The following is a 25,103-nucleotide window of genomic DNA, read 5'->3' on the forward strand; positions in this document are numbered from 1 at the left end:
GTATCAACGGTTTTCAAAACTCTTAAGTGCTTGCTGATACTCTTCGGGACGGTTCAGGTTTGTAAAGGGAGCATCGTCATCGAACGCTACAAAGAGGGTATTGGCAAGGTGCAGCAGGTCACCCAATCTATGGTTCTCTTTTTCCAGTTGCCTATAGGCCAAAGGTAGTATAGATCTTTTATAAAGTCCGCAGAGTGGCTGCACACCACTGGGACTTTGCGCAACGACTACATCGAATCCGCTATCATCCTGTTTCAAAATTTTTTCTATGGTCTCATTGCTGACAAAGGGTGCATCCACACTCAAAATAAACACCTCTTCTGCTTTTAGCGTTTCAAAGACAGAGATGATTCCTACAAGCGGAGAGTTTTCCCTATAGTTGTCCTGGATCATCCTGCAATCAAAATCAAATTTATTCTCCTTAGCCGAGATATAGACTTCGTCAAACAAACGACTGAGTTTAGCTTGTTGAAATTCCGCCAGTGTAGGGTAGTTGGCAAAAGGGAGCAGGGCCTTGTCCTTGCCCATACGGGAACTTTTTCCTCCGGCAAATATCACGGCAGTTGTGATGTCTCTCATGCGGTTACACTCTCTTTACGTTTTTGATGTATGAACAAGATGGCAAATGCCATAAAAGTGATGACAGACTCGATCAAGAAAAGATATGCGCCATAGAGCTGACCGGAAAGAACAGCCCCTACTGAGCCTCCCAGCCCGAATGCAATACCCAGAAAAAACTGTTGTGCAAGTTTTTTCTGGGTATAGAGTGAAAAGACATAAGTGATGGCCGCAGTATGGTAGAGTGCAAAACCGATGGCATGCAGGGATTGGGAGGCAAAGGTCAAGAGGATCGAGTCCGGAAAGAGATACAATATCATCCACCTGAGTGCCGTGACCAGTGTAGCAAACTGCAGAATGCGAAGCAGGTTCCTCTGTAGAAGAGGGCCTTGAAAATAGTACATAAAAATTTCACATATCACCCCGAAACTCCACATCCAACTTGTCATTTCAAGTGATACACCATGTGCGGTTTCATAAATGGTAAAAAAGTTATAGAAACCGCCAAAACCTACCTGCATTAAAAAGACAGAAACCCAAAATGCCCAGTATTGTGTGAGTGAAAATGAGGCATCTTCCTGTGGGGTGGAGTGGGAGACCGTGTCATATCTTGTCAGCATAGCGCCAAAAAGAAGGGTTAAAAACGCAACGGCACTCAAGTAATAGAGTGCTTCATACGGTGAGTCAAGTACTTTCCCCAGCCACAGTGCAATACCCATAAAGCCAAGAGAACCCCATAGGCGTACTTTACCGTAAATATGTCTGGACAAAGAAGCCAGAGCGATGGTCTCGACATAAGGAAGAGAGATCCCCATTGCGGCTCCAAAAAGAAGGTTTGCTGCAAGATAGATCCAAAAATCCTGTACCGTGGCCAAAAAAAGCAAGGTACCGACAAAGGTGAAGAAGAGGGAAAGTTGGTAGACCTTGGGGCTCAGGGAGAGAAGATGCCGAAACACAAAAGGGAGCAAAAAACGCATGAAAGGGGCAGCCGAAAAAATGATACCCACTTCCAAAGGTGAATACCCCAGGTCCAGCAACACTTTTGGCAGGAAAATAACATAGATACCGACAAGGGCAAAGTAAAAAAAATAGTAGCCCCCTAAAAGCGGTGAAAAAAATCTGTTTGCCGGTTTCATTTTTTGTTGACAACCGCTGTTGCAGACAAGAGGTCATGCAGTGTCTTGTTGTCTTTCCTAAAAAACATCACTATCCAGCCCAAAAAGGTGAAGAGTGAAAGGATCGCAGCAAGATTTCTAAAGAGGATGATGAAAAGGGAAGGCCTCTTTTTGGTATGTTCATCAATGAGCGTAATGTTGTAGGCACGATACCCAGGTGTTTGTCCCGTCTTATACATAAAAAGCGTCTGCAGGATGACCAAAGGGAGGAGTATATAGATCCAGCCTAGCATTTTATGTTCGGCAAAATCCTCTCTGCCATCCATCACAAGGTAAAAAACAATATACATGATAGGCATGAGAAGCATGAAAGCATCGGTCAAAAAGGCTTTTACTTTCACACCGGATGAGGCATAATCGTTCTGATTTGATAACGCTTTCGGTTTGGGTATCTCTGCTTGGACCTTCCCCTGTTTGATCTCTCTAAAACGCTGTTTAGCCATTAAAAATCCCAAATAGCAGCGGCATAAGGCCCCGAGAAGTCCACGTTCGCATCAAACCCGTTGAGCAATTCATCACTCTCCAGGTGGAATGCCTTATACCCGGCTTCAAGACCCACTCCCATAGCCAGGGTATATCGGGCAGAGAGTTCATAATCATAAGCGGTGATATCCCAGTAGCTGATGGCATTGGCCTCAAGCTGAAAAGAGAGATCCGTGGCAGGCAGAGTAAAACGTACTTTGCCATAGAGCATCGGCACCCAGGCTGAAAAGTCTGCAACATCACGGCTCACACTGCTGTGCACAGCTATATCCCCAGAGACATATCTGAAGGTAAGTCCGGCATCTGTCTCGGCCCAATTATCCAGGAATTCATAATAGAGTGTGACATCGCTCATGTCAAGTGAGAGGCTGCTCTCTATCGTACCATTATAGGTAGTATCTCCCCATGTGAACTCATTGACACTGCTGCTTCCCTCATGTGAAAGTGCAGTATATCCCAATTTCAGATTGGGGATGAACGGTAAAGGGTGTTCCAAATAGGCTTTGATAAAGGTATCCTGTTCTTCACTGAAGCCCAGCGTATCTTCAATATCTACAGCGCTTCCTTTATAAGAAGCGTTTCCGTTTGGCTGATGGTTGAAAAAACCAAGGGAGATCTCTCCCCCTGCGGTATCGGCATGAAGCTGGTTTAGCGTGAGCAGCAGTATGAAGGGTGCAACTTTTTTTATATTTAACATTTTATTGTAATCCTTGTGTCATAGTAAAGATAGGCAGAAGCATTGCTGCTACGATGATACCCACAACCACACCGATAAAGAGCATCATGAACGGCTCAAGCAGACTGAGGAGCAGTTTGAGTTTGTCTTCATTCTCTTCAGCATAGAGTGCAGAGGTATTGTCCAGGATCTGTGCGACTTCACTGGACTCTTCTCCCAGGGCCAAAGATTGCATAAAATTACGTTTGAGTTTTACGCCTTTTGACATTTGAAGTGCATTGGAGAGTTTATTTCCTTCAAGCACTTTCACAGATGCTTTTTCAAACAGGTCACGTAAGCCGTGATTCGCAAAAGTCGCCTTGGCAAGCTGTACTGCCTGGGCATAGGCAACACCTGAGCTGAGCATCAGTGAGAGGATGTACGAAAACCTCCCAAGTTCATGATTTTGGATCAGTGGTCCCAGAACAGGTATCTTCAGCAGTATGGAATCAATGGTTCGATGAAAGGTCTCTATTTTTGCATAGGCAATTTTAAACATAAGGATCACAGAGAGGATCACTACAATGATAGCAATATAATGGGCGGTCAAAAAATCACTTAGCCCCAGTACAAATTGCGTGATCGGGGGAAGCACCTGGCCGGTATCTTCAAAAATCCCCGTGATCTTGGGTACCACAAAAGCGATCAGAAAAGAGGTCATCCCTATGGCAAAGGTAAAAATGAAAGCAGGATATACCATCGCTCCCTTGACCTGTTTTTTGACTTTGTTCTGGGCAGAGAAGAAATTGCCCATGTTCGTGAGAACTTCGACCATTTTCCCCCCTTGTCCGGCAACGTTGAGACTTTGAAGAAAGAACTCGGGCAGGGCATAGACCTTTTGGGTATTGAGTGCATGGTAGAGAGACTTTCCTTCATCGATCATAGTTTTGACTGAGTTGAGAAAAGAGACATATTTTTTTTCGCCTTCATGCTGGTTCTCAAGAAGCTTGACAGCAGTCAGTATGGTCATGCCAGACTTGAGATAAGAGGAGAGTTCTTTGGAAAAAGTACTCAGCAGTTCTCCCGGCATTTGACGTTTGGCAAAGGCTTCGAGTGAAAACTCTTTGGTAGGTATAAGCCCTTCATGATAGATATTTTGTGTACGAAGTTTCTGTCCTGCTTCTTCCTCAGAACTTGCCGTAACAGTACCTTTGACCTTTTTTCCTGTTTTGTCAAACCCTTTGTACTTAAAAAGCATACGCGTCTATGTCCTTGCAGTAGATTATAGGTATTATAACTTTTTTAGCTGTATCTTGCTATAAGAAAAGATACAGGGGTGTAACACTTTATTGAAAGGCATCTAAAGTAAATTGGTAATAGCTCGAAGAGTGTTTATCTTTGAGCATCACTTCATTGATGATGGCAGAAGGTCCTCCCTGCTCAGGAAGAGGTGTGATCCTGATCGCTTCGGGGATATATATTGCGCGGCTATTCTTTTTTAAGATCTCACGGCTTTTCAGTTCCTTGATCTTGAAAGAGTCTCTCAATAGTTCATAAGCGCTCTTGGTCTCTTTATGCTGCTGAAAAATAGCCGTGTCCAAGTAGAGAGAATCCTGTAAAGCACGTTTATTTCGTTCTGAAATGTAGATGATCTGTTCACGATTGTCTGTATGCAATTTGAGCACAGGGACGATGGCAAGTGAAAGAATGATCACGGAGATAAGGATCTCAATAATAGTAAAGGCGGGACGTAACGGTTTCAATAGAACGCTCCGCTGTCAGAAGCTAAAGTCGTGTTTCTCAACCAATACTTTTTTGCCTCTTCTGGTGTAGAAAAGCGTTGGGGCTCTCCGAAAAACGCAGGAAGGAAATAACTCTCCTCACTATTTTTTAAAATGATCTGGGTAGAGCTTCCGTTCTTGAAAAAATCCATGATCAGGCAGATTTGTTGATCTTGATACCGCCCATACTCGATAGGGGTCAGTGCTTCATAGCTGTCTAGTGTATAGGCTTGGATATTGGTAAGGTCTACAGGACTTGTATATTCCCCAAACGGAGAGGAGAGATCCGGCCTGAAGTAACAGGAACGGCACTGGTCGATACAGAGAAGCGTACCTTCCCCGCTATAGAGTTCTGAGGAGATAATGTTGGATTTAAGGTTAAGGGGCGTGAGCGCTTTGGGTTTTTGTTTACCTATTTCCACCCCTTCAAAACCAAGAAAATAGACCATAGAGATAATGAGAATAACGATAAGAAGCTCTAAAAGAGAGAACCCTTTGCTCACGTTATATCTCTTAATGGTGGGCATAAAAAGATCTTATTTGTTACATTCGCTAAAGAGGATATCTCTATTGCTCTCTTCTCCACCCTCTTTTCTGTCAGCAGCAAAGGAGATGAGTTCGAATTCATCTCCTTTATTGATATAGATAAAAGGTGTTTTCCATGAGTCTTTAGGCATCTCTTTGAGGTAAGGTTTTGTACGATAGTTAGGATATTTATCCGGATCGGGATTACTTAAGAGTGCTTCGAAACCCTCTTCTGTTTCGGGGTAGGTCCCGTTATCAAGTTTAAACATGTCGAGTCTCTTGCCTAGATCGTTCATTTTTAGACAGACTGTATCTCTTTTGGCCTCATCGGCAGCATCCATAAGCCCCGGTGCCACAACAGCAACAAGACCCCCAAGAATAACGATCACGATGAGTAGTTCTATAAGAGAGAAACCGGCTCTCAGTTGCATGTTTTTTTTCATAGATGTCCTTTAGTTTGCTTTGGTATAATATTTTGATCCAATTGTACAAATTTTACTTTAATCGAGCTTTTAGATGGATAAAACCCAACCTGCCCAAAACAGAGTCAAGCATAGACAAGGCTTTGCCCTTCTGATCACTTTGTCAGTCTTGGCAGTTATCATAGCGTTGACCACCGTCCTTTTGAGTTATCTTGATGAGGTCAAACAGGATGCCAGCGATACAAAAGCACTGATACAGGCAGATATATATTATAAAAATATAACAAATATATTTCAAGGCTTTAAAAATAAAAAACCCCTTTTTTCTGTATTATATAGTACGGCATTGCCCTTGCAGACGCCAGAAGAGAGGTTTTCACTGCAGTTGCACTGTGACCCCTTGTATAAAGGGGTGAATATCAACTGGCTCGGGTTGGGAAGCAGTGGTAAAAATGCAGCCTATAGTTCTGTAGCACAAGAGCTTTTTGAAGCTATTGCCCAAGAGTATACTATACAGGACCCGGGAAGATTGCAGGAGATGCTGCTTGAAGAGATAGGCGGGAAAAACAGATGGGTACAAAAAGAGCAAAGCAGGCTTCACCAAAAAAACGGTATTATATCTTACAGGCAGTTCTCAGATATCATCAGTCGTTACCAGTTTGAGGTAGATGATCCTGAGATAGGAGCTGTCCCGTGGAAAAAATATTTTAGTTTCTCTCCTGAAGCAGATAAAATAGATGCCCAGTACAGCTCCCCGGAACTACTCGCATACCTGTTTGATATGGACGTGTCAACAGTTCAAGAGTGGACATCGCTTGTAGAGAGAGGCACGTTGGAAAACTTTATCCGTGAAAATGGCGGAGAGTATGAGAAAAGAAAAAGCATTCTTGCAGGTGAAACGTTCTTAGAGGCGGCCGAATGCTCCGTACGTTATGCTATGGCAGATGATCAGTATGGATTTAAATTTGAATATATTCAGGGAGAGGCAAAATATTTTGAATTTTATGGGAAACAATAAAGAGTTACTTCTTGTACATCCTTCTATGAAGACTGTCTCATTGACAGAGGCGGTGAATGTCATGTTGCCGCCACAGTTCTACACGCTTAAAAAAGAAGCATTGCCCCTCCGTTATGCCTACCAGGCAAAGAGGATCGCACCATCACTCTTTGATGGCCTGCTGGAAGCAGGAAACTATGAGTATATGGTATGGAAAGAGGATGAAGCATGGGTCTTCCTTGCTTATGATATAGAGAAGATCACGGCGTTTTTAGAGAGTAAAGGCTTTGTGTTGGAACACGTTTCCAAACTCTTTTTTGCCCAGCAGTCCATCGATCTTTTCAATCAACCGCTTTTGCTGGGAGAAGATGATGCACTGGTTGCTTTGGACGGTACGGTAGTGGTCGTCCCAAAAGAGGCTCTTGCGGAGGAGGATACTCCTTCACTGCGCTTTGACAATCGTTTTACACCTAAAAAAGGTATCATGCTCTCTGGAGCATACGGTTCGGTACTGAGCCTGAAACAAGCATCGATGCTCGCAGCTATATTTATACTTTTTGCACTGATGTTCTTTGTTGAGGGGAGTCGTTACGGTGATGATTCACAAGCCGGAGAGGCCAAGATGCAAGAATTGCTTTCCGCTTATCCTGCGCTGCAGAGTACTTATACGCGAGAGAGTATCATGACCAAATACAAAGCGATCGATACCATAGAACGAAAAAAACGGGAGATCGTTAAAATGGTATCAGGGATGATCTTTAAAGGTGTGACACTCTCTTCATTGGAGATAGATGCCAATCGCTATAAAATACACTTTGCCTGTAAAAATGCACAGGTGGCAAAACGTCTCAACCAATTGGCAGCAAAGAACAAACTGAAAACTTCAGCTGTTGCAGGGAGTCATGATTTGAAGATAGAAGGTACACTATGACCTGGAAAAGATATCAGAATGAGTTGATAGCACTGATTGCATTTGTTTTTATGCTGGGAGCCTATGGGTATAAAACGGCACAGGTCTCCTCACAGGCCCAAAGCCTTGCCTCAGCAAGGCACGCTATAGCAGAGGTCCAGGAGGTCATCTCCCTGAAGAAGATCTGGGACGACGCGAGAACCGGCAAAAAAGTAGAGAGGCTTCAGACGCTTGTTCCTTCTTCCAAAGTAACATGGAGCAGTCAAAAGAAAAAGGTGACAGCAAGCTATAAAACCTTAACAGCGGCCGAGTTAAATACTCTAGTGACCAAGATCCTCAATGTCCCAGTAGAGATACAAAGCCTTAAGATACGAAAAGTCGCTTCATCTTACGATGTGGAGTTCAAATGCAAATGGTAAAAAAGAGTGGTATCGTATTGATAGTGGCCTGGTTTGCCATCCTTGTAATGATGCCTAAACAGGCATTTTACTATAAGCTGGAAGAGGCGCTTGCCGAGCAAGAGATCAAACTCAATGAAGAGAAGATAGATGAAGGATTTTTCTCTTTGAAGCTGCATCAGGTCACAGTGTACTTTAAAGGCATCCCTGTGGCGACCATTGAAGAGATGGGTCTGTGTACGTTACTTTTCTACAGCAGCCTCGAATTACAGGGGCTTCATGTGGACGACTCTTTAAAAAGAATGGTGCCGCAAGAGACGAAACAAGCATGGCTTTCACACTCTATCCTCTCTCCTCTGGAGGTCTCTGTGGATGCAGAGGGGTCTTTTGGCGGGCTGACAGGTACGATCGATCTGAATGCACGTACGGTACATTTGGATTTTAATGAGAGTAAGCATATAGAGATGTTAAAGCCTCAGTTGAAAAAATCTGAAAAAGGATGGTTCTATGAAACATCTTTTTAAACCTGAAGTAACCAAATGGTTCTGGTCACTACTGATCCTACTGCTCGTGGTTAAAATGGCTTGGTTTACCGTTGAACTGTTATGGCTGCCGACCATGGGAGTAGAACATAGTGAAAAACGGGGGCCCAAAGCCCTTTACTATAGGGTCAAGTTAAGCCCTAATGATGCAGCGGCACCTACGACAAGGAGACCTGTACAAACTGCAGGAAGGATTCAAGATATCAAACTTTTGGCTGTCTATAATGCCTCAGATGTCACTGTCGTGACGGTGGAGTACAAACGTACAACAAAAGTGCTTGCTAAAGGCGAAGCGATCAATGGATTTGTCCTCGAAGGTGCAGGGAGCAACTATGCGACCTTCAGTAAAGATGCAAAAACCTACCAGATCAATCTGATCGTCAGCAGAAAAGGTGAGGGGAGCATCAAAAGTGCTCAGCCTTCAGCGGCTTCAGCCTCTACTGCAAATCAAGTTGAAGGCGAGGTGATAGATGCAGGTGATCATAAGATCGTAGATCGCTCACTGCTGGACCATTATGCGAAAAATATGGATGATATCTATAAGAACATTGGTATCAGAGAGATCAAAAAGGGTAAAGTGCTGGAAGGGTTCAGTATCTCCTTTATCAGAAAAGGATCACCTTTTGCGAAGCTCGGGATCCAAAGAGGTGATGTGATCAAATCTATCAATGGTCAAAAGATAGACAGCTACAATGCTGCTTTTGATGTCTATAAAAATATTGCAAATATCGATAACCTGACATTGGTTATTCAAAGAGGTAAAGAAGAAATGGAGTTAGAATATGAAGTTAACTAAAATTGTATTGAGTATATTATTGGTATTGTCTGTAGGATCCTATGCTGAAGAAGAGACGGTAGATGTAAACTTTCGTGACCTAAGCGTAAAGGACTTCATTGAGATGGTCTCCAAGATCACACAAAAGAACATCTTGATCGAGGCGGAGCCCACAGGAAAGATCAATTTTGTCTCCACCAAGCCTATCAAAAAAAGTGCACTCTTCTCTTTGGCGAACTCGATACTCGGGGGTAAAGGGTTAACGATTATAGACCAGGGTGAGTATTACAAGGTGGTAAAAGGTACCGATGCAGCGGGAGAGGGGCTTGAAGTAAGCAGCTCTATAAAGGGTGAGACGATGAAAACGGTCATGTTCCCGTTAAGGAACACCAACGCTGCAGTACTTCGTGCAAAGATCAAACCTCTTTTGGACAGAAGTGCAAAAGTGATCTCTTTTAAAGAGAATAATGTTTTGGCCATTACCGCTACGCCGAGGGTATTGGAATCGATCGCAAAAGTGATCAATGCGGTCGAAACAACGGGTGAAAAAAGATCAGTGGTGATCAAATTGAAAAACTCTTTGGTCAAAGATGTTTTTGCCAATGCACAAAATATGTCGAAGAAGATTTTCCCGCAAACGATCGAGAGTGAAAAGGTCGATGTGTTTAAAGATGATGCGACAAATTCGATCATACTGGTGGGTAATCCTAAAAATAACAACCGTATGATAAAGTATATCAAACAGCTCGATATTCAAGGTGAAAGCACCACACAAAAGATGTATGTCATCAGACTCAAAAACTCCAATGTCGAAGAGATGGAGAAGATCATGAGCAAATTGATCTCCCAGATGAATGATGTGGCAATGAAGACACCTGTTAAAGGGGCAGAGCCGCCAAGTAAGGCTATGGTGGTATCCGATATCGAAAGAAATGCACTGATCTTGCTTGCAACAGCAGAACAGATGAAGAACATTAGAGACACGATAAACAGGATCGATATCCCTAAAGTACAAGTGTATGTCAAAGCGAAGATCGTTGAGGTGGATAGCAATATGGCCCAACAGGTAGGATTAAAATACGGATTTAACGGCGGGGCTATTACTTCCAATGGTCTCTATACACTTGCAGGGAATATGGGGGCTTCGGCACTGCAGATCTCTCCAGCGCTTCTGGGCTTTTTGAATGCCAATACAAACAACTTTGAAGGATTTGATGCAAATGGTAATCCGATCTACTCTAACGACCCTGCCTTCTCGTTTGATGCCGTCGATAAGGTCTTTGCCCTGGGTGCAACACTTGACCTCTTGCAAAACAATGGTGCCGCACGTATTCTTAGCGAACCCTCTGTGCTGTGTACCAACAACAAAGAAGCAGAGATCTATGTCGGTCAGACGATGTCCATCTTGACACAGGCACAGCAATCCACGACAGGTGTCTCCAATGTGGTCAACAACTATTCAAGAGAGGATATCGGTCTGAGTCTCAAAGTCAAACCAAGGCTCTCGAGCAACAATAAGGTCACTTTGGAAGTCGAGACAGTACTGGAAGATATCGATCCCTCTTCAGCACAAATGGCAGATCGTCCAACGACCACAAAAAGAACGGTGAAGACCAATGCGATCGTGAACAACGGCGAGATGATCATTTTGGGTGGATTGATCAAGAGAACAGGGGGTAAAGGGATCTCTAAAGTGCCATTGTTGGGAGATATTCCGGTCTTAGGGGAGCTGTTCAAGCACACTTCAGATATAGAGCAGGAACAGAATGTTGTCATCTATCTCACTCCATATATCGTGAGAGAAAGCGGCGACCTTCAGAAGTTGAAAAGTATGCTGGCTGAACTCGAAGAGGTACAGGGCAGATATAATACTTTCTTCAACGAAGCACTCGAAGAAAAAACAGGTATCTCTGCGGAAGAGGCTATTGTCCCTGCGAGCAGAAGGATACAGAGAAAACCTAAAAGCAATTTAAGTATCTTAGAGGAAGTATAATGCATTTCCCTCGCCTTCAGGATGTAAACCTTGATCCTCTCTGGGAAGAAGAGATCAACCATAAGCTAGCGATCAAGCACGCTTTGCTCTTTTCTATGATCAATGATGTCAAAACTTGTATCGTTGAGGAAAAGACGCTGGGAGATGCACTGAACTATCTCTCAAAACTCTCGTTAGACTATCCTATCACACTCGTGGATGCTGAGAGCTTTGAACGCTTAAAAAATAAATTTCTGGAGATCCAGACAGGATCTGATTTTGAAGAGATGGGAACGACCTCTGAAGAGCTTATAGAGGTTGAATCCGACCTGCTTGAGTTTATCCGTAACTCCCAGGACCTGCTTTCAAGTGAAGAGTCTGCACCTATCATCAAACTGGTCAATTCACTCTTCTTCCAAGCCCTCCAGAAAGGGGCAAGTGATATTCACATTGAAAGCGGAGAGAAGAAGGGTGAAGTACGTTTACGTATAGACGGTGCGCTCAAAAAACATTTGGATCTTGATAAAAGCATCGTTACACTGGTCATTAACCGTATCAAGGTCATATCAAACCTGGATATCTCTGAGAAAAGAGTGCCTCAGGACGGGCGTACACAGTTGGCGATCTCCGGGAAAAGTATCGATGTAAGGGTTTCCATTCTTCCTACCTACCACGGGGAAAGGGTCGTGATGCGGATCCTTGCACAAACAGAGCATATCCCGACACTAGAATCTTTAGGTTTCGTGGATGAGATCACGCAGGACCTTTATAGACTGCTCAACCATGCACACGGTATGATACTGGTAACCGGCCCTACAGGTTCAGGTAAATCAACCACACTGCATGCCTGTCTGCAGCATGTATCGACACCGGATAAGAATATCATTACCGTAGAAGATCCGGTGGAGTACAATGCTGACAACATCTCCCAGATACAGGTAAACAGCAAAGTTGGACTTACCTTTGCCGCAGGATTGCGTTCTATTTTGAGACAAGACCCGGACATTATCATGGTAGGGGAGATACGTGATAATGAAACAGCAGAGATCGCCTTGCGTTCAGCATTGACCGGACACCTGCTTCTCTCCACCCTGCATACCAATGATGCAACATCAGCCTTAAGCCGTTTGATGGACATGGGTATCGCAAACTTTCTTGTCTCTTCCACGCTTTTGGGCGTACTGGCCCAAAGGCTTACACGTAAACTCTGTGTGCACTGTAAAGCGGAGACAAAGCTTGCCCCTGCAATCGCACAAGAGATTGGTGTGCCTGAGGAGAAGCTCTTCTTCAAAGCCGTAGGGTGTAAAGCGTGTGACTTTACAGGCTATAAAGGCAGACAGGCCATTGGAGAACTTTTTATTATTGATGATAAGGTCAAAAAAATGATGAAAGATGATTTTAATGACCATCAGATCAGAGAAGCGATGAAGAAAGATGGGATGAAAACCATCGCCGACAAGCTCAAAGAGATGCTGTTAGAGGGTCAGACAAGTTATGAAGAAGCGATCCGCGTCGGACTTATGGACGGTTAAGGTTAATGATTAACCGTAAAGCGTTCACCCTTTTAGAAGTGCTTATATCCATCGCCCTTATGGGTATCGTGATCGTAGCCCTTTTCTCTTCAGTCGATATGATGCGAGACTCCAATCAGCAACTTGCCCAATACTTGGAAAAGTCTAAAAAAACCACCAATGCCACTAAAGTATTGTATATGGATATGATAGATTCTGATGGCAATATCACGATCACAAAAGATGAATTCAGCAGGCTCTGCATCGGGGAGACACGAAATTCCCTTTATGCGCTGCCTTCAGCTAAAGTCTGTTGGATCGTGCTTAAAAAAGAGAATACACTCGCACGTATAGAAGGCAATGCGTACCATTTACCCCTGCGCTCAGAAGAGAGAGTTGAAATCGATCCTGTCATGACAGGGATAGAGGTCTTTGATATCTACCATGAAAAAGACAAGATCCTGGTACTGATACAGCAGCAAGGACAAGAGCCCATCAGTTTTATGTTACAAGGTATTACCAAGCCTGGGGAAAAGAAAGCACCTGTAGATAAAAATGCGACGACTGCTCCGCCGTCAATACCCCTCTAAAATATACTTTTCCATTTCATAGAATAATCCGATGAACTTTTGCTACAATAGAGTGTATCTATTTTAGTATGGAGGATCAGGGAATGGAAGATATCTATGAAAAATTAGGACTGTTTTATCTGGGCAAAGAGATTGACAAGCAGAGTATGGAGACAACAGAAGCCCTTACACTGCTTAAGAACAAACACTTTACCACCCATGCAGCGATCATAGGGATGACGGGTTCAGGTAAGACAGGACTGGGTGTAGGTCTTATAGAAGAAGCGGTCATAGATAATATTCCCTCCATCATTATCGATCCAAAAGGAGATATGGGAGACCTGTGCCTGACCGACCCCACTTTTTCTTCTGCTTCATTTGAACCATGGGTAGCAGATGAAGCAAAGTCCAAGGATACCAATATCCATGCCTATGCGAAGAAGATAAGCAGCATCTGGAAAGAGGGGATAGAGAGCTGGGGACAAAGTACTCAGCGTGTACAAAAGTTTCATGAGGTGAAAAAGACCATCTATACACCGGGAAGCTCGGCCGGTATCTCTGTGAACATTATGAGTTCTCTGGAAGTACCTCCTACACAGATATTTGAAGAGAGCGATACCTTTGCTTCCTATTTAAAAAGCACCACCACTTCATTACTTGCTTTAGTAGGTATCCATGCGGATCCTTTAGAGTCCAAAGCGTATATCCTTCTAGCACAGATCATCACAAGATCATGGATTGCAGGGGAAGATCTAAGTATAGAAAGTATCATAGGAAAGATACTCAATCCTCCGTTTAAAAAGATAGGGGTACTGTCTCTGGATGACTTTTACCCGCAAAATGACCGTTTTACATTGGCCAGCAAATTTAACGCGTTGCTTGCAAGTCCAAGCTTTTCACTTTGGCTGCAGGGAGAGCGTTTGGATATTCAAAAACTGTTGTATGACGAAAACGGCAAAGCCAAAGTAGCCATTTTTTCTATCTCCCACCTCAATGACGATGAGCGTATGTTCTTTGTCACCTTGCTGCTTAATAGATACATCGCTTGGATGCGTCGTCAAAGCGGCACCTCTGCACTTAAAACACTCCTCTATATGGATGAGATCTTTGGTTTTTTCCCTCCTACGAAGAATCCGCCAAGTAAAGAGCCTATGCTGCTACTTCTCAAACAGGCAAGGGCTTTTGGTGTAGGTGTGGTATTGAGTACGCAAAATCCTGTGGACCTGGACTATAAAGGGCTTTCGAACATAGGCACATGGTTCATTGGAAGATTGCAAACGACACAGGATATAGAGAGAGTGATCGATGGACTTGGAGGGAAAGTAGGTTCGAACTTTGAGAAGAACGAGATCAAGAGTCTCTTGACCAATCTAAAAAAGAGAACATTCTTCCTTAAAAGCGCACACCTGGATGATATCCGGCTTTTTGGTACACGTTGGGTGATGAGTTATCTTAAGGGCCCACTCAAAAGGGATGAGATCTCCAAGCTTATGCGAGAACAAAAGTCCATAACGACGGGTGAAACACAAAGTGTAGAGCGGATAGTTCCAAATACCTCTAAATTAGAAAATTATCAAACGATCGATGCCTCTATCCCTCAATACTATGAACCCGATGTCTCAGCACGCAATATATTCTCTCCCACTTTGGGCGCCAAAGCAAAAATACATTTTTACCAGCAACGAAAAGGTATCGATTGTGAGAGAGCGATCGAACTCTATCTGCCTTTGGATGAAAAACAGCAACGTATTGCCTGGGAAGATGCGGTTGAGGAAGTACTCGGATTTGACAGGTTCCCTCATACACCCCCGAAAAATGCAAAGTTTCATCCTCTTCCTGACATGGTGCTGGAAGATAAGAGATTGGTAAAAGCGATCAAAGAGCTGAAAGAGACCCTTTATCGTCAGCATGACTTGAAACTGCTGCGTTGTCTTTCTCCGAGGCTGGAATCCAAAGTAGAGGAATCGCGTGCTGATTTTATGGTCCGTTTGCAAGATGAGCTGAATGAAAAAAAAGAGATGGAGATAGAAAAACTTCAAATTTGTTACGGTAAAAAAGAGAAAACACTCCTAGAGAGACTCTCACGTGCTAAAGATCGGGTAGAAAAAGAGGCATCAGACTCTACAGGATCTATGATAGAAGCAGGAATCGCTGTCCTTGGTGCCCTGTTCGGACGCTCGACTCCGACAAAGATAGGCCGTGCCGTAAGCAAAGGAAGCAAGATACTCAAAGAGCGCGGAGAGATGAGCAGGGCAGAAGAGCGTATGACAACTATAGAAGAGGAGATAGAAGCACTTGAATACGAACTGGAAGATACAATAGATGCACTGCAGGAAAAATACAGTGTAGATAATTGTGAGATAGAGAAATTTACCATTAAGCCCAGAAAGAGTGATATAGATGTGGAGATATGTGCTGTTGTCTGGAGGGCAAAGAATGTATAGTAATATGAATTTCTTTTACAAGCTTTTTATTGTAGTTGTAGCTATCTTTTTCTTTAATTTAGGGTATGATGTATATCAAACAGGTATATTTGGGACAGAAGGAAGGTATTCAAAAGGTGGCGTGCATTATTTATCTTATAATGAAAAAATAGTTACTAGCACGCTTCTTGTATTTAGTGGTTTATATTTTCTTTATCTGATTTTTATAGATTTATTAAAAAAGAAAAAATAAAGTTATCCTTTACTCCCTGGTTTGATCGCGGTACTGCCCTCTTTACACATAGGACACTCTTCAGGCGTGAACATTTCAAAAGTAAAATCATCCAGTGCAAAGAGCGGTACATCATTTGGCAGGCTGCACTCTTCTTTTGCCTCGGCATCGCTGCCTACACGTTTACAAAAACCTCTGTTTGCCAGTGATGCAAAGGCAACAACCTCACCGCCCAGCGCCTCGATAGCCTTTGCAGCCTTCAGTGCAGAACCACCGGTTGTGATAATATCTTCACAAATGATGATCTTCTCACCCTTCGCCACTTCAAACCCGCGACGCAACTCCATGCCTCCCTCTTTCTTCTCAACAAAGATAGAACGTACATCCAGTGAACGTGCAAGTTCATAGCCGGCAAGCACACCACCTAAAGCAGGGGCACACACCGTATCTACTTCAATACCGTGTGATCGGATCATCTCAGCCAGGGCATCAGTAAGCAAAGAGGCCTTTTTAGGGTATTCAAGCACTTTAGCACTCTGGAGATATCTGTTTGAGTGATTGCCGCTAGCTAGAAGAAAGTGTCCTTCAAGCAGAGCATTTGCCTCTTTATATGCTTTTTCTACATCATAGGATTTTTGCATATTTAAACCTTAAGGATATCAGCTTCTTTAGCTTTGAATGTTTCGTCTACTTTTGCAATGTATTCATCTGTGATCTTTTGGATCTGCTCTTGCGCTTTTTTAGATTCATCTTCGCTGAGTTCTTTCTCTTTCTCAAGTTTTTTGATCTTGTCATTCCCATCTTTTCTTACATTTCTGACAGCAATTTTTGCATGTTCAACCATACCTTTGGCTTGTTTTACGATCTCTTGTCTCTGTTCGCTTGTCATTGGCGGGAAAAAGAGTTTGATGAAGTCTCCGTCATTGTTTGGGTTCACACCGATGTTTGCTTCCTGGATCGCTTTTTCGATCACTGGAAGAAGCGTTTTCTCCCAAGGCGTAATACTGATCGTTGTCGCATCTGTAGCAATGACACTTCCTACTTGGTTGAGTGCTGTCATAGTTCCATAGTAGTCCACTTTAATGTTGTCTACGATACCCGTGGTTACTTTTCCTGTTCTTAGTGAAGCAAAGTCTCTTTTAAGAGATTCAATACTCTTTTGCATATTCTCTTTTGTCTGTTCAAAAATCTCATTTAACATAACTATCTCCTTATTGAACCTTCTGATACATGCCTGGATCTCATCGGAAGGTTCAGCTATTATTTAGGGAAATTTTACCCTTTTTTACCTTGTTATGTATTTAGAGAGTATGTTGAGAGGAGTATATAAAGAAGGAAAACTTCTTTATATTTTATATATGCTTAGTTGGCAGTGGGCGCAGCCGGTGCTGAAGGGGTAGTGCTTTCCGCTGCTGTCGGTACTGCCGGTACAGCGGCATTATTTGCAGGAACGATAGTGTCTGCAACAGATGCAGTGGTTGCTGTGGTGTACAGGTATCCCAATGCTAGCGTATTAACAATAAATGCAAATGCAAGCGTAAAAGTAAGTTTTGCAAGAAAACCAGTGGGCCCTTTTGCACCAAATACAGATTCATTACTTCCACTGTATGCGCCAAGACCTATGCTTGAACTTTTTTGCAGCAGTACAGCGATCGTGATCGCTATTGCAAGTATGATTTGTACGATTAAAAGTGTTGATGTCATCTATGCCTCTTTATGTGATTGGATAGCCCATTTAAATTTGGGTATAATTTCGGCGATTATACCCAAAAAAGTTTGAAATGGTGATGAAGCGCATTATTTCATGGTAAAGGAGAGAGGTCATGTCTACTGTTATTCAAGAGTTTTCTCGTTTTGCACATGAGTATGATACTTATAATGTCATCCAGGCAGAGGTTGCCAAAGCATTGGTAGAACAGCTTCCTCCTTCACATTATACGACGCTTATAGATATCGGATGTGGGAGTGGGGAAGTCTATAAGAACTTAGTGAAGCATGATCTTTCATTTGAGCAGGTTCTTGTGTTGGACTCCTCCCCTGAGATGCTGGAGATACACCCCTCTTCGAAGAAGATCAAAAAAATATGTGCAGATTTCAATAAGCTTCAAGCATTTGAACATCTTCCCTATAGACCTGGGAATCTTCTTCTCTCCTCTTCGGCTTTGCAATGGAGCAAAGATCTGGATTTCACGCTGTCTGAGATTGCAAAAAAGTCACATCTTGCCTATTTTGCTATTTTTACATCCAATACATTTAAAACATTGCATGAAACAGCCCAGATCCCTTCCCCTATTTACCCTGAATCGGTATTGAGAGAGACGATCGAGAAATACTATCGCGCTACCTTTGAAGTAAAAAAGTACAAACTTCACTTTGAGAGTGTACGCGAAATGTTTAACTATATTAAAAAAAGTGGTGTAAGCGGAGGAGAAAAACAACTGTGCTACAGAGAGACAAAGCAGCTTATGAAGCGTTATCCTTTGGATTATCTGGAGTTTGAAGTTTTGTTCGTGAAGGCTACTTCTTTGGCTCATCCTGCTGTATAAAAAAGGCTTTTTCAACAGCATACAGACCATAACGAACCTCTTTGAAAAGTTCAGACAATGTATGGTCTACCAGTTTAAAACTCTCTTCAAGGACACGTGCAGACTCCTGGGCTCTTGAAAAGTTTGCTATGATCAAGTCATTGATACTGCTGCGAGACAATTCAGAGGTGATACTCTCTTTTTGTACATCATTTTCGATGTCTCTGTATTGTAGACGATTCTGGTCATAGGCAAGCTGGAGTTTATGTCGTAATTGTTTAAGGGTGGAAGTTAAAGATTTGTCATCATAAATATAACGATTGATATCCTCTATGACACGTATACCCTCTTTTAGTCGGTTAAGATTGGCATCGATAAGACGCGCAATCTTTTCCGAAGTCTCTTCGTTAGTCATCACTTCCGAAGATTCCAAGAAGCTGGAGGAGTGCTGTAAACATGTTCAGGAAATCCAGGTAAAGAGAGACAGCTGCATCTACCGGTGAGTCGTATGCACCATTTGCGATGTTTTGTGTATCATAGATCGTAAACATACTGAACAGAAGCAAGATACCAGCAGTGATGATCACATGCATCATTGGACTTTGAAGTATGAACATATTTACCAGTGATGCGATGATCACTACGATCAGCGTGATGAAAAGCGGTTTTCCCCAGCTTGAGTAATCTGTCTTACTGTTAATGGCAAATAGGCTTAATGCACCAAAAAGAACAGAGGTCATTAGGAATGCATTTCCTATCACTGCACCATTTCCTGCACCGATAAGTGAAGCCAAAAGCGGTACCAGTGAAACACCTGTCAAAAAGGTGAAGAGGAACAACATTGCCAAGTTAAGCCCTGCTTTTCCTCTTGTCATATTAAGTCCAAAGAACAGTATTAAAAGTTCTGCACCAAAAATGAACCATTTGTATTGCATGATCGCCTCAGCATAAGGCATCGTAGCATAAGCCCCTGCAGCAGCAGCGATCATACTTGCCGCCAAGAGTTGATACGTTTGCTTCATAAAGCTTACCGATACGCTTTCCTGAGCGTAGCCAGTTTCTGCTGATGTATAGTCTCTATCATATAAAGCCATAATATTCCTTCAATTATAAATTTAATGAAAAGTATAATCCAGAGAGATTAATCTAAGGTTAATAATGGATTTTACTCTTTTTCTCTTTGTGCCTGTAACTTTTTGTACTCGTCCTGTGCAGCCTGTGCCTCTGTTTTACTACTTTCGATCTGAGCAATACTTTTTTCCTCTGCACTTGAAGTGGGTACTTCAACCGTATCCGTACATGCGGATAAGAAAAATAGAGAAAGAAGTAGAAAAAGTAGACGCATACATATTCCTTGAGTTATAACTAGATTAGGATTATAAAATACTATAGATAAATATTAGGTATAGAGAGTAAATTTTATATATATAGATGTAAGTAAAAAAATTTTTTCAAGAAATTTCGCATAAAATGCAAAAAACCCTTGACAAGGGAGAAGTTCGGTGCTATAATACGCGTCCACAAACACAGAGACCTAGGCTGAGTTAGCCCAGAGAGTGAGAGTGAATGATCTTTGACAACCAAATAATAAGTAAACAAATCAACGTCTATTTGAGTTTTAATTTTACCAATTTTTAAAAAATTGGGATAAAGATTAAACTTAATTAGAGATAGTTAAGTGATTCTTTGACAATGGTTCAAACCATTTCATTTTTATGGAGAGTTTGATCCTGGCTCAGAGTGAACGCTGGCGGCGTGCTTAACACATGCAAGTCGAACGAGAACGGTCCTTCGGGATGTCAGCTAAGTGGCGGACGGGTGAGTAATGTATAGCTAATGTGCCCCTTGGAGAGGGATAACAGTTGGAAACGACTGCTAATACCTCATACTCCTTCTATGTTAATCATAGTTGGGAAATGTTTTTTCGCCAAGGGATCGGGCTATATGGTATCAGCTAGTTGGTGAGGTAATGGCTCACCAAGGCAATGACGCCTAGCTGGTCTGAGAGGATGATCAGCCACACTGGAACTGAGACACGGTCCAGACTCCTACGGGAGGCAGCAGTGGGGAATATTGCACAATGGAGGAAACTCTGATGCAGCAACGCCGCGTGGAGGATGACGCATTTCGGTGTGTAAACTCCTTTTATATAGGAAGATAATGACGGTACTATATGAATAAGCACCGGCTAACTCCGTGCCAGCAGCCGCGGTAATACGGAGGGTGCAAGCGTTACTCGGAATCACTGGGCGTAAAGCGCGCGCAGGCGGGCTAATAAGTTGGATGTGAAAGCCTACGGCTCAACCGTAGAACTGCATCCAAAACTGTTAGTCTAGAGTGTGGGAGAGGAAGATGGAATTAGTTGTGTAGGGGTAAAATCCGTAGAGATAACTAGGAATACCAAAAGCGAAGGCAATCTTCTGGAACATTACTGACGCTGAGGCGCGAAAGCGTGGGGAGCAAACAGGATTAGATACCCTGGTAGTCCACGCCCTAAACGATGAATGTTAGTCGTCGGGTAGCTAGTCTATTCGGTGATGCAGCTAACGCATTAAACATTCCGCCTGGGGAGTACGGTCGCAAGATTAAAACTCAAAGGAATAGACGGGGACCCGCACAAGTGGTGGAGCATGTGGTTTAATTCGAAGATACGCGAAGAACCTTACCTAGCCTTGACATATTTAAGAACACTTTAGAGATAGAGTGGTGCCTTCGGGAGCTTTTATACAGGTGCTGCACGGCTGTCGTCAGCTCGTGTCGTGAGATGTTGGGTTAAGTCCCGCAACGAGCGCAACCCTCGTCACTAGTTACTAACGGTTCGGCCGAGGACTCTAGTGAGACTGCCTTCGCAAGGAGGAGGAAGGTGAGGACGACGTCAAGTCATCATGGCCCTTACGGCTAGGGCAACACACGTGCTACAATGGCCAGGACAATGAGAAGCGATACCGCGAGGTGGAGCAAATCTATAAACCTGGTCTCAGTTCGGATAGCAGTCTGCAACTCGACTGCTTGAAGCTGGAATCACTAGTAATCGTAGATCAGCTATGCTACGGTGAATACGTTCCCGGGTCTTGTACTCACCGCCCGTCACACCATGGGAGTTGATTTCACCCGAAGCGGGGAAGCTAAACTGGCTACCCTCCACGGTGGAATCAGCGACTGGGGTGAAGTCGTAACAAGGTAACCGTAGGAGAACCTGCGGTTGGATCACCTCCTTTCAGAGTATAGATGATATTTCCTCACAGAATATCATCACAAACACAAATAAGACTTGGTTTGTTTTATGTTCGATCATAACTTACTGTTTGGTTGTCAAAGATTATTAGGATCTTTGATGTACCTCATATGGGCGTATAGCTCAGCTGGTTAGAGTGCACCCCTGATAAGGGTGAGGTCCCAGGTTCAAGTCCTGGTACGCCCACCATATGTTTAATGAAAGTATTTGCTTTTAAATATTTTCATTAGACATGTGTCTAAAAGTTATTTAACTTATTATTGTTAAGAGTCTAACGTAATGTTGCATGATATGGATTTATTCATATTATAAACAAATTACAATTTAACAGAAAATTATCAGAAATGATAACTTTCATGTGCAAACTTCAAGAAATTGAAACTCATAAATATACATTATTAAACGAGTAACCATAAACAGAGAGATCTGTGAATGACTTATTTGCATTTAATAAGGTAGTACCTTAGAATTAAATAAATTAATCTAAGGGCAGATGGTGGATGCCTAGACCAGGAGAGGCGATGAAGGACGTACTAGGCTGCGATAAGCCAGGGGGAGCTGCCAAGAAGCTTTGATCCCTGGATTTCCGAATGGGGCAACCCGGCATGTTGCGAAGCATGTCACTCTTAGGAGAGCGAACGTGGGGAAGTGAAACATCTCAGTACCCACAGGAAAAGAAATCAACCGAGATTCCCTTAGTAGCGGCGAGCGAAAAGGGAGTAGCCCTAAAGAGTTTAAGGTGTTAGTAGAATAAGCTGGAATGCTTGACCGTAGAGGGTGAAAGTCCCGTATACGAAAACTAATTAGACTTTATTCGAGTAGGTCGGGACACGTGAAACCCTGACTGAATATGGGAGGACCACCTTCCAAGGCTAAATACTACTCCAGGATCGATAGTGAACCAGTACCGTGAGGGAAAGGTGAAAAGAACCGCAGTGAGCGGAGTGAAATAGAACCTGAAACCATCTGCCTACAATCATTCAGAGCCCTATGTTTTATACAGGGTGATGGACTGCCTTTTGCATAATGAGCCTGCGAGTTATGGTGACTAGCAAGGTTAAACACACGTGAAGCCGTAGCGAAAGCGAGTCTTAATAGGGCGTTAGTTAGTTGCTGTAGACCCGAAACTAAGTGATCTATCCATGGGGTTGAAGCTGGTGTAAGAGCTAGTGGAGGACCGAACGGGTGGAGGTTTAAAACTCCTCCGATGACCTGTGGATAGGGGTGAAAGGCCAATCAAACTTAGTGATAGCTGGTTCTCTCCGAAATATATTAGGTATAGCGTCATGTTCGAAGCTATGGGGGGTAGAGCACTGATTGGGCTAGGGCCTACACCAAGGTACCAAACCCAGTCAAACTCCGAATACCCATAGTGAATTCATGGCAGTCAGGTGGTGGGTGATAAAATCCATCATCGAGAGGGAAACAGCCCAGACTACCAGCTAAGGTCCCAAAGTTCTATTTAAGTGGAAAAGGATGTGGAGTTGCTTAGACAACCAGGAGGTTGGCTTAGAAGCAGCCATCCTTTAAAGAAAGCGTAACAGCTCACTGGTCTAGCGATTCTGCGCCGAAAATATAACGGGGCTAAAATAGACACCGAAGCTGTAGATTTAGTATTTATACTAAGTGGTAGGAGAGCGTTCTAGTCAGCATTGAAGCCATACCGGTAAGGAGTGGTGGAGCGGCTAGAAGTGAGCATGCAGGCATGAGTAGCGAGAAAACAGGTGAGAATCCTGTTCGCCGTAAACCCAAGGGTTCCTACACTATGCTCGTCATTGTAGGGTTAGTCGGGTCCTAAGCTGAGTCCGAAAGGGGTAAGCGATGGCAAATTGGTTAATATTCCAATACCAACTAATAGTTTAGTACGAAGGGGGGACGCATAGGGTTAAACGAGGTCACTGATGGAATAGTGGCTCGAAGGGTGTAGATAAGCTGGATAGGAAAATCCGCCGGCTGTTTTCGAGACCTGACAGGCTGATGACGCTCTTCGGAGCTGATTCAGAATCGTTGATACCGTCGTGCCAAGAAAAGCCTCTAAGTGTATTATTAGTTGCCCGTACCGTAAACCGACACAGGTGGGTGAGATGAGTATTCTAAGGCGCGTGGAAGAACCCTGGTTAAGGAACTCTGCAAACTAGCACCGTAACTTCGGAATAAGGTGTGCCTCCTCTTGTATTAGAACTTGCTTCGAAAGCGAGAGAGGTTGCAACAAAGAGTCCCTCCCGACTGTTTATCAAAAACACAGCACTTTGCTAACTCGTAAGAGGATGTATAAGGTGTGACGCCTGCCCGGTGCTTGAAGGTTAATTGATGGGGTTAGTACTTCGGTGCGAAGCTCTTGATCGAAGCCCAAGTAAACGGCGGCCGTAACTATAACGGTCCTAAGGTAGCGAAATTCCTTGTCGGTTAAATACCGACCTGCATGAATGGCGTAACGAGATGGGAGCTGTCTCAACCAGGGATCCAGTGAAATTGTAGTGGAGGTGAAAATTCCTCCTACCCGCGGCAAGACGGAAAGACCCCGTGCACCTTTACTATAGCTTGACACTGCAATTGGGATATATTTGTGCAGGATAGGTGGGAGGCTTTGATTCATCGGCGCCAGCTGGTGATGAGCTATCCTTGAGATACCACCCTTATATATTCTGATTGCTAACTTGCGGCAATTATCTTGTCGGAGGACAATGTCTGGTGGGTAGTTTGACTGGGGCGGTCGCCTCCTAAAAAGTAACGGAGGCTTACAAAGGTTGGCTCAGATGGGTTGGAAATCCATCGCAGAGTATAATGGTATAAGCCAGCTTAACTGCGAGACGTACATGTCGAGCAGAGACGAAAGTCGGTCATAGTGATCCGGTGGTTCTGTGTGGAAGGGCCATCGCTCAAAGGATAAAAGGTACGCCGGGGATAACAGGCTGATCTCCCCCAAGAGCTCACATCGACGGGGAGGTTTGGCACCTCGATGTCGGCTCATCGCATCCTGGGGCTGAAGCAGGTCCCAAGGGTATGGCTGTTCGCCATTTAAAGCGGTACGCGAGCTGGGTTCAGAACGTCGTGAGACAGTTCGGTCCCTATCTGCCGTGGGCGTTGGATGATTGAGGAGAGTTGCCCCTAGTACGAGAGGACCGGGGTGAACGAACCACTGGTGTACCAGTTGTCCTGCCAAGGGCATCGCTGGGTAGCTATGTTCGGATGTGATAACCGCTGAAAGCATCTAAGCGGGAAGCCAACTCCAAGATGAATCATCCCTGAAGATCCGCAGAAGACTACTGCGTTGATAGGCTGGGTGTGTAAGTGATGAAAGTCATTTAGCTGACCAGTACTAATAGATCGTTTGTATTTACTTTATTCTTCAAATAGGTACTACCTTATTAAGTGCAAGCTTAATAATGAGTATGCAATTGTAATCAACTTACCT

The 25,103-nt window shown here is 43.5% G+C and carries 25 protein-coding genes, 1 tRNA gene and 2 rRNA genes; 14 read left to right on the forward strand and 14 right to left on the reverse strand.

From position 1 onward, the window contains the following. Positions 1–3 precede the first annotated feature (3 nt). The 8 genes from mobA to gspG form a co-directional block, all read right to left on the reverse strand. Positions 4–579 (reverse strand): molybdenum cofactor guanylyltransferase MobA, encoded by a 576-nt coding sequence (gene mobA, locus MN086_RS00090; RefSeq protein ID WP_248576042.1) that lies wholly within the window; start codon positions 577–579, stop codon positions 4–6. Further along, positions 576–1,694, reverse strand: coding sequence for an MFS transporter (locus tag MN086_RS00095; RefSeq protein ID WP_248576043.1), 1,119 nt, complete (start codon positions 1,692–1,694; stop codon positions 576–578). The genes mobA and MN086_RS00095 overlap by 4 nt, the downstream gene beginning before the upstream one ends. Beyond that, positions 1,691–2,176, reverse strand: coding sequence for an RDD family protein (locus MN086_RS00100; protein WP_248576044.1), 486 nt, complete (start codon positions 2,174–2,176; stop codon positions 1,691–1,693). The genes MN086_RS00095 and MN086_RS00100 overlap by 4 nt, the downstream gene beginning before the upstream one ends. Next, the gene (locus tag MN086_RS00105) at positions 2,176–2,913 is read right to left on the reverse strand and encodes a TIGR04219 family outer membrane beta-barrel protein (protein WP_248576045.1); all 738 of its coding nucleotides are present in this window, start codon (positions 2,911–2,913) and stop codon (positions 2,176–2,178) included. The genes MN086_RS00100 and MN086_RS00105 overlap by 1 nt, the downstream gene beginning before the upstream one ends. 1 nt (position 2,914) lies before the next feature. After that, on the reverse strand, positions 2,915–4,129 hold the full coding sequence (locus MN086_RS00110; RefSeq protein ID WP_248576046.1) for a type II secretion system F family protein: 1,215 nt from the start codon (positions 4,127–4,129) through the stop codon (positions 2,915–2,917). Positions 4,130–4,217: 88 nt separating this feature from the next. Further along, positions 4,218–4,634: a hypothetical protein gene (locus MN086_RS00115; RefSeq protein ID WP_248576047.1), complete on the reverse strand. Its 417-nt coding sequence runs from the start codon at positions 4,632–4,634 to the stop codon at positions 4,218–4,220. Beyond that, positions 4,631–5,179 (reverse strand): prepilin-type N-terminal cleavage/methylation domain-containing protein, encoded by a 549-nt coding sequence (locus tag MN086_RS00120; RefSeq protein ID WP_248576048.1) that lies wholly within the window; start codon positions 5,177–5,179, stop codon positions 4,631–4,633. Before MN086_RS00120 ends, MN086_RS00115 begins: the two co-directional genes overlap by 4 nt. A 9-nt stretch (positions 5,180–5,188) precedes the next feature. Next, complete coding sequence (gspG, locus tag MN086_RS00125) at positions 5,189–5,620, reverse strand: type II secretion system major pseudopilin GspG (RefSeq protein WP_248576049.1); 432 nt, start codon at positions 5,618–5,620, stop codon at positions 5,189–5,191. Between the two features lie 73 nt (positions 5,621–5,693). On the opposite strand from gspG, the gene MN086_RS00130 reads away from it, so the two are divergent. The 10 genes from MN086_RS00130 to MN086_RS00175 all read left to right on the forward strand — a co-directional run bounded on the left by MN086_RS00130 (position 5,694) and on the right by MN086_RS00175 (position 15,949). Beyond that, entirely contained in the window at positions 5,694–6,617 is a 924-nt protein-coding gene (locus MN086_RS00130; RefSeq protein WP_248576050.1) for a hypothetical protein, read from the forward strand. After that, on the forward strand, positions 6,604–7,527 hold the full coding sequence (locus MN086_RS00135; protein WP_248576051.1) for a hypothetical protein: 924 nt from the start codon (positions 6,604–6,606) through the stop codon (positions 7,525–7,527). Before MN086_RS00130 ends, MN086_RS00135 begins: the two co-directional genes overlap by 14 nt. Continuing rightward, entirely contained in the window at positions 7,524–7,925 is a 402-nt protein-coding gene (locus MN086_RS00140; RefSeq protein ID WP_248576052.1) for a hypothetical protein, read from the forward strand. The genes MN086_RS00135 and MN086_RS00140 overlap by 4 nt, the downstream gene beginning before the upstream one ends. Continuing rightward, positions 7,913–8,428, forward strand: coding sequence for a hypothetical protein (locus MN086_RS00145; protein WP_248576053.1), 516 nt, complete (start codon positions 7,913–7,915; stop codon positions 8,426–8,428). Before MN086_RS00140 ends, MN086_RS00145 begins: the two co-directional genes overlap by 13 nt. After that, positions 8,412–9,242 (forward strand): PDZ domain-containing protein, encoded by an 831-nt coding sequence (locus tag MN086_RS00150; RefSeq protein ID WP_248576054.1) that lies wholly within the window; start codon positions 8,412–8,414, stop codon positions 9,240–9,242. The genes MN086_RS00145 and MN086_RS00150 overlap by 17 nt, the downstream gene beginning before the upstream one ends. Then, the gene (gspD, locus tag MN086_RS00155) at positions 9,229–11,214 is read left to right on the forward strand and encodes a type II secretion system secretin GspD (protein WP_248576055.1); all 1,986 of its coding nucleotides are present in this window, start codon (positions 9,229–9,231) and stop codon (positions 11,212–11,214) included. Before MN086_RS00150 ends, gspD begins: the two co-directional genes overlap by 14 nt. Then, complete coding sequence (locus MN086_RS00160) at positions 11,214–12,725, forward strand: GspE/PulE family protein (RefSeq protein WP_248576056.1); 1,512 nt, start codon at positions 11,214–11,216, stop codon at positions 12,723–12,725. Before gspD ends, MN086_RS00160 begins: the two co-directional genes overlap by 1 nt. 5 nt (positions 12,726–12,730) lie before the next feature. Beyond that, positions 12,731–13,294 carry a type II secretion system protein J gene (locus MN086_RS00165; RefSeq protein WP_248576057.1) on the forward strand — a complete coding sequence of 188 codons (564 nt, stop codon included), beginning with the start codon at positions 12,731–12,733 and terminating at the stop codon, positions 13,292–13,294. Between the two features lie 83 nt (positions 13,295–13,377). Beyond that, a complete protein-coding gene (locus MN086_RS00170) occupies positions 13,378–15,717 on the forward strand; it encodes an ATP-binding protein (RefSeq protein ID WP_248576058.1) in 2,340 nt (779 codons plus the stop codon). Next, positions 15,710–15,949 carry a hypothetical protein gene (locus MN086_RS00175; protein ID WP_248576059.1) on the forward strand — a complete coding sequence of 80 codons (240 nt, stop codon included), beginning with the start codon at positions 15,710–15,712 and terminating at the stop codon, positions 15,947–15,949. Before MN086_RS00170 ends, MN086_RS00175 begins: the two co-directional genes overlap by 8 nt. A 2-nt stretch (positions 15,950–15,951) precedes the next feature. Here the strand turns inward: MN086_RS00175 and pyrE are convergent, their stop codons facing one another. The 3 genes from pyrE to secG all read right to left on the reverse strand — a co-directional run bounded on the left by pyrE (position 15,952) and on the right by secG (position 17,632). Further along, the gene (gene pyrE, locus MN086_RS00180) at positions 15,952–16,569 is read right to left on the reverse strand and encodes an orotate phosphoribosyltransferase (RefSeq protein ID WP_248576060.1); all 618 of its coding nucleotides are present in this window, start codon (positions 16,567–16,569) and stop codon (positions 15,952–15,954) included. Between the two features lie 2 nt (positions 16,570–16,571). Continuing rightward, positions 16,572–17,129: a ribosome recycling factor gene (gene frr, locus MN086_RS00185; RefSeq protein ID WP_248576061.1), complete on the reverse strand. Its 558-nt coding sequence runs from the start codon at positions 17,127–17,129 to the stop codon at positions 16,572–16,574. Between the two features lie 161 nt (positions 17,130–17,290). Next, positions 17,291–17,632, reverse strand: a complete 342-nt coding sequence (secG, locus tag MN086_RS00190) for a preprotein translocase subunit SecG (protein WP_248576062.1) — start codon at positions 17,630–17,632, stop codon at positions 17,291–17,293. A 119-nt stretch (positions 17,633–17,751) separates the two neighbouring features. Here secG and MN086_RS00195 point away from each other — a divergent pair, with 119 nt between their 5' ends. Then, positions 17,752–18,474: a methyltransferase domain-containing protein gene (locus MN086_RS00195; RefSeq protein ID WP_248576063.1), complete on the forward strand. Its 723-nt coding sequence runs from the start codon at positions 17,752–17,754 to the stop codon at positions 18,472–18,474. Here the strand turns inward: MN086_RS00195 and MN086_RS00200 are convergent. The 3 genes from MN086_RS00200 to MN086_RS00210 all read right to left on the reverse strand — a co-directional run bounded on the left by MN086_RS00200 (position 18,446) and on the right by MN086_RS00210 (position 19,798). After that, positions 18,446–18,868 (reverse strand): thiamine-phosphate pyrophosphorylase, encoded by a 423-nt coding sequence (locus MN086_RS00200; RefSeq protein ID WP_248577102.1) that lies wholly within the window; start codon positions 18,866–18,868, stop codon positions 18,446–18,448. The two genes, MN086_RS00195 and MN086_RS00200, sit on opposite strands and share 29 nt — an antisense overlap. Then, positions 18,861–19,547 (reverse strand): Bax inhibitor-1/YccA family protein, encoded by a 687-nt coding sequence (locus MN086_RS00205; protein ID WP_248576064.1) that lies wholly within the window; start codon positions 19,545–19,547, stop codon positions 18,861–18,863. The genes MN086_RS00200 and MN086_RS00205 overlap by 8 nt, the downstream gene beginning before the upstream one ends. Positions 19,548–19,618: 71 nt before the next feature. Next, positions 19,619–19,798: a hypothetical protein gene (locus MN086_RS00210; RefSeq protein ID WP_248576065.1), complete on the reverse strand. Its 180-nt coding sequence runs from the start codon at positions 19,796–19,798 to the stop codon at positions 19,619–19,621. A 367-nt stretch (positions 19,799–20,165) separates the two neighbouring features. On the opposite strand from MN086_RS00210, the gene MN086_RS00215 reads away from it, so the two are divergent. The 3 genes from MN086_RS00215 to MN086_RS00225 all read left to right on the forward strand — a co-directional run bounded on the left by MN086_RS00215 (position 20,166) and on the right by MN086_RS00225 (position 25,032). Further along, positions 20,166–21,671: ribosomal RNA gene (locus MN086_RS00215) — 16S ribosomal RNA — on the forward strand. A 129-nt stretch (positions 21,672–21,800) separates the two neighbouring features. After that, positions 21,801–21,877 (forward strand) — tRNA-Ile (locus tag MN086_RS00220). A 283-nt stretch (positions 21,878–22,160) separates the two neighbouring features. Continuing rightward, positions 22,161–25,032 (forward strand): 23S ribosomal RNA (locus MN086_RS00225). Together the 16S and 23S rRNA genes with 1 tRNA gene alongside form the textbook arrangement of a ribosomal RNA operon. Positions 25,033–25,103: the final 71 nt, after the last annotated feature.

The organism is Sulfurovum sp. XGS-02, from assembly GCF_023213175.1.
GTDB lineage: Bacteria > Campylobacterota > Campylobacteria > Campylobacterales > Sulfurovaceae > Sulfurovum.

Excerpts from the sequence above, each read along its gene's own strand:
- MN086_RS00095 (WP_248576043.1), bottom strand. The coding sequence starts at position 1,694 with ATGAAACCGGCAAACAGATTTTTTTCACCGCTTTTAGGGGGCTACTAT.
- MN086_RS00195 (WP_248576063.1), top strand. The coding sequence starts at position 17,752 with ATGTCTACTGTTATTCAAGAGTTTTCTCGTTTTGCACATGAGTATGAT.
- MN086_RS00165 (WP_248576057.1), top strand. The coding sequence starts at position 12,731 with ATGATTAACCGTAAAGCGTTCACCCTTTTAGAAGTGCTTATATCCATC.
- MN086_RS00150 (WP_248576054.1), top strand. The coding sequence starts at position 8,412 with ATGAAACATCTTTTTAAACCTGAAGTAACCAAATGGTTCTGGTCACTA.
- mobA (WP_248576042.1), bottom strand. The coding sequence starts at position 579 with ATGAGAGACATCACAACTGCCGTGATATTTGCCGGAGGAAAAAGTTCC.
- MN086_RS00170 (WP_248576058.1), top strand. The coding sequence starts at position 13,378 with ATGGAAGATATCTATGAAAAATTAGGACTGTTTTATCTGGGCAAAGAG.
- MN086_RS00135 (WP_248576051.1), top strand. The coding sequence starts at position 6,604 with ATGGGAAACAATAAAGAGTTACTTCTTGTACATCCTTCTATGAAGACT.
- MN086_RS00100 (WP_248576044.1), bottom strand. The coding sequence starts at position 2,176 with ATGGCTAAACAGCGTTTTAGAGAGATCAAACAGGGGAAGGTCCAAGCA.
- MN086_RS00120 (WP_248576048.1), bottom strand. The coding sequence starts at position 5,179 with ATGCCCACCATTAAGAGATATAACGTGAGCAAAGGGTTCTCTCTTTTA.
- MN086_RS00205 (WP_248576064.1), bottom strand. The coding sequence starts at position 19,547 with ATGGCTTTATATGATAGAGACTATACATCAGCAGAAACTGGCTACGCT.
- MN086_RS00110 (WP_248576046.1), bottom strand. The coding sequence starts at position 4,129 with ATGCTTTTTAAGTACAAAGGGTTTGACAAAACAGGAAAAAAGGTCAAA.
- MN086_RS00140 (WP_248576052.1), top strand. The coding sequence starts at position 7,524 with ATGACCTGGAAAAGATATCAGAATGAGTTGATAGCACTGATTGCATTT.
- MN086_RS00210 (WP_248576065.1), bottom strand. The coding sequence starts at position 19,798 with ATGCGTCTACTTTTTCTACTTCTTTCTCTATTTTTCTTATCCGCATGT.
- MN086_RS00145 (WP_248576053.1), top strand. The coding sequence starts at position 7,913 with ATGCAAATGGTAAAAAAGAGTGGTATCGTATTGATAGTGGCCTGGTTT.
- frr (WP_248576061.1), bottom strand. The coding sequence starts at position 17,129 with ATGTTAAATGAGATTTTTGAACAGACAAAAGAGAATATGCAAAAGAGT.
- gspD (WP_248576055.1), top strand. The coding sequence starts at position 9,229 with ATGAAGTTAACTAAAATTGTATTGAGTATATTATTGGTATTGTCTGTA.
- pyrE (WP_248576060.1), bottom strand. The coding sequence starts at position 16,569 with ATGCAAAAATCCTATGATGTAGAAAAAGCATATAAAGAGGCAAATGCT.
- MN086_RS00105 (WP_248576045.1), bottom strand. The coding sequence starts at position 2,913 with ATGTTAAATATAAAAAAAGTTGCACCCTTCATACTGCTGCTCACGCTA.
- gspG (WP_248576049.1), bottom strand. The coding sequence starts at position 5,620 with ATGAAAAAAAACATGCAACTGAGAGCCGGTTTCTCTCTTATAGAACTA.
- MN086_RS00130 (WP_248576050.1), top strand. The coding sequence starts at position 5,694 with ATGGATAAAACCCAACCTGCCCAAAACAGAGTCAAGCATAGACAAGGC.
- MN086_RS00200 (WP_248577102.1), bottom strand. The coding sequence starts at position 18,868 with ATGACTAACGAAGAGACTTCGGAAAAGATTGCGCGTCTTATCGATGCC.
- secG (WP_248576062.1), bottom strand. The coding sequence starts at position 17,632 with ATGACATCAACACTTTTAATCGTACAAATCATACTTGCAATAGCGATC.
- MN086_RS00160 (WP_248576056.1), top strand. The coding sequence starts at position 11,214 with ATGCATTTCCCTCGCCTTCAGGATGTAAACCTTGATCCTCTCTGGGAA.
- MN086_RS00175 (WP_248576059.1), top strand. The coding sequence starts at position 15,710 with ATGTATAGTAATATGAATTTCTTTTACAAGCTTTTTATTGTAGTTGTA.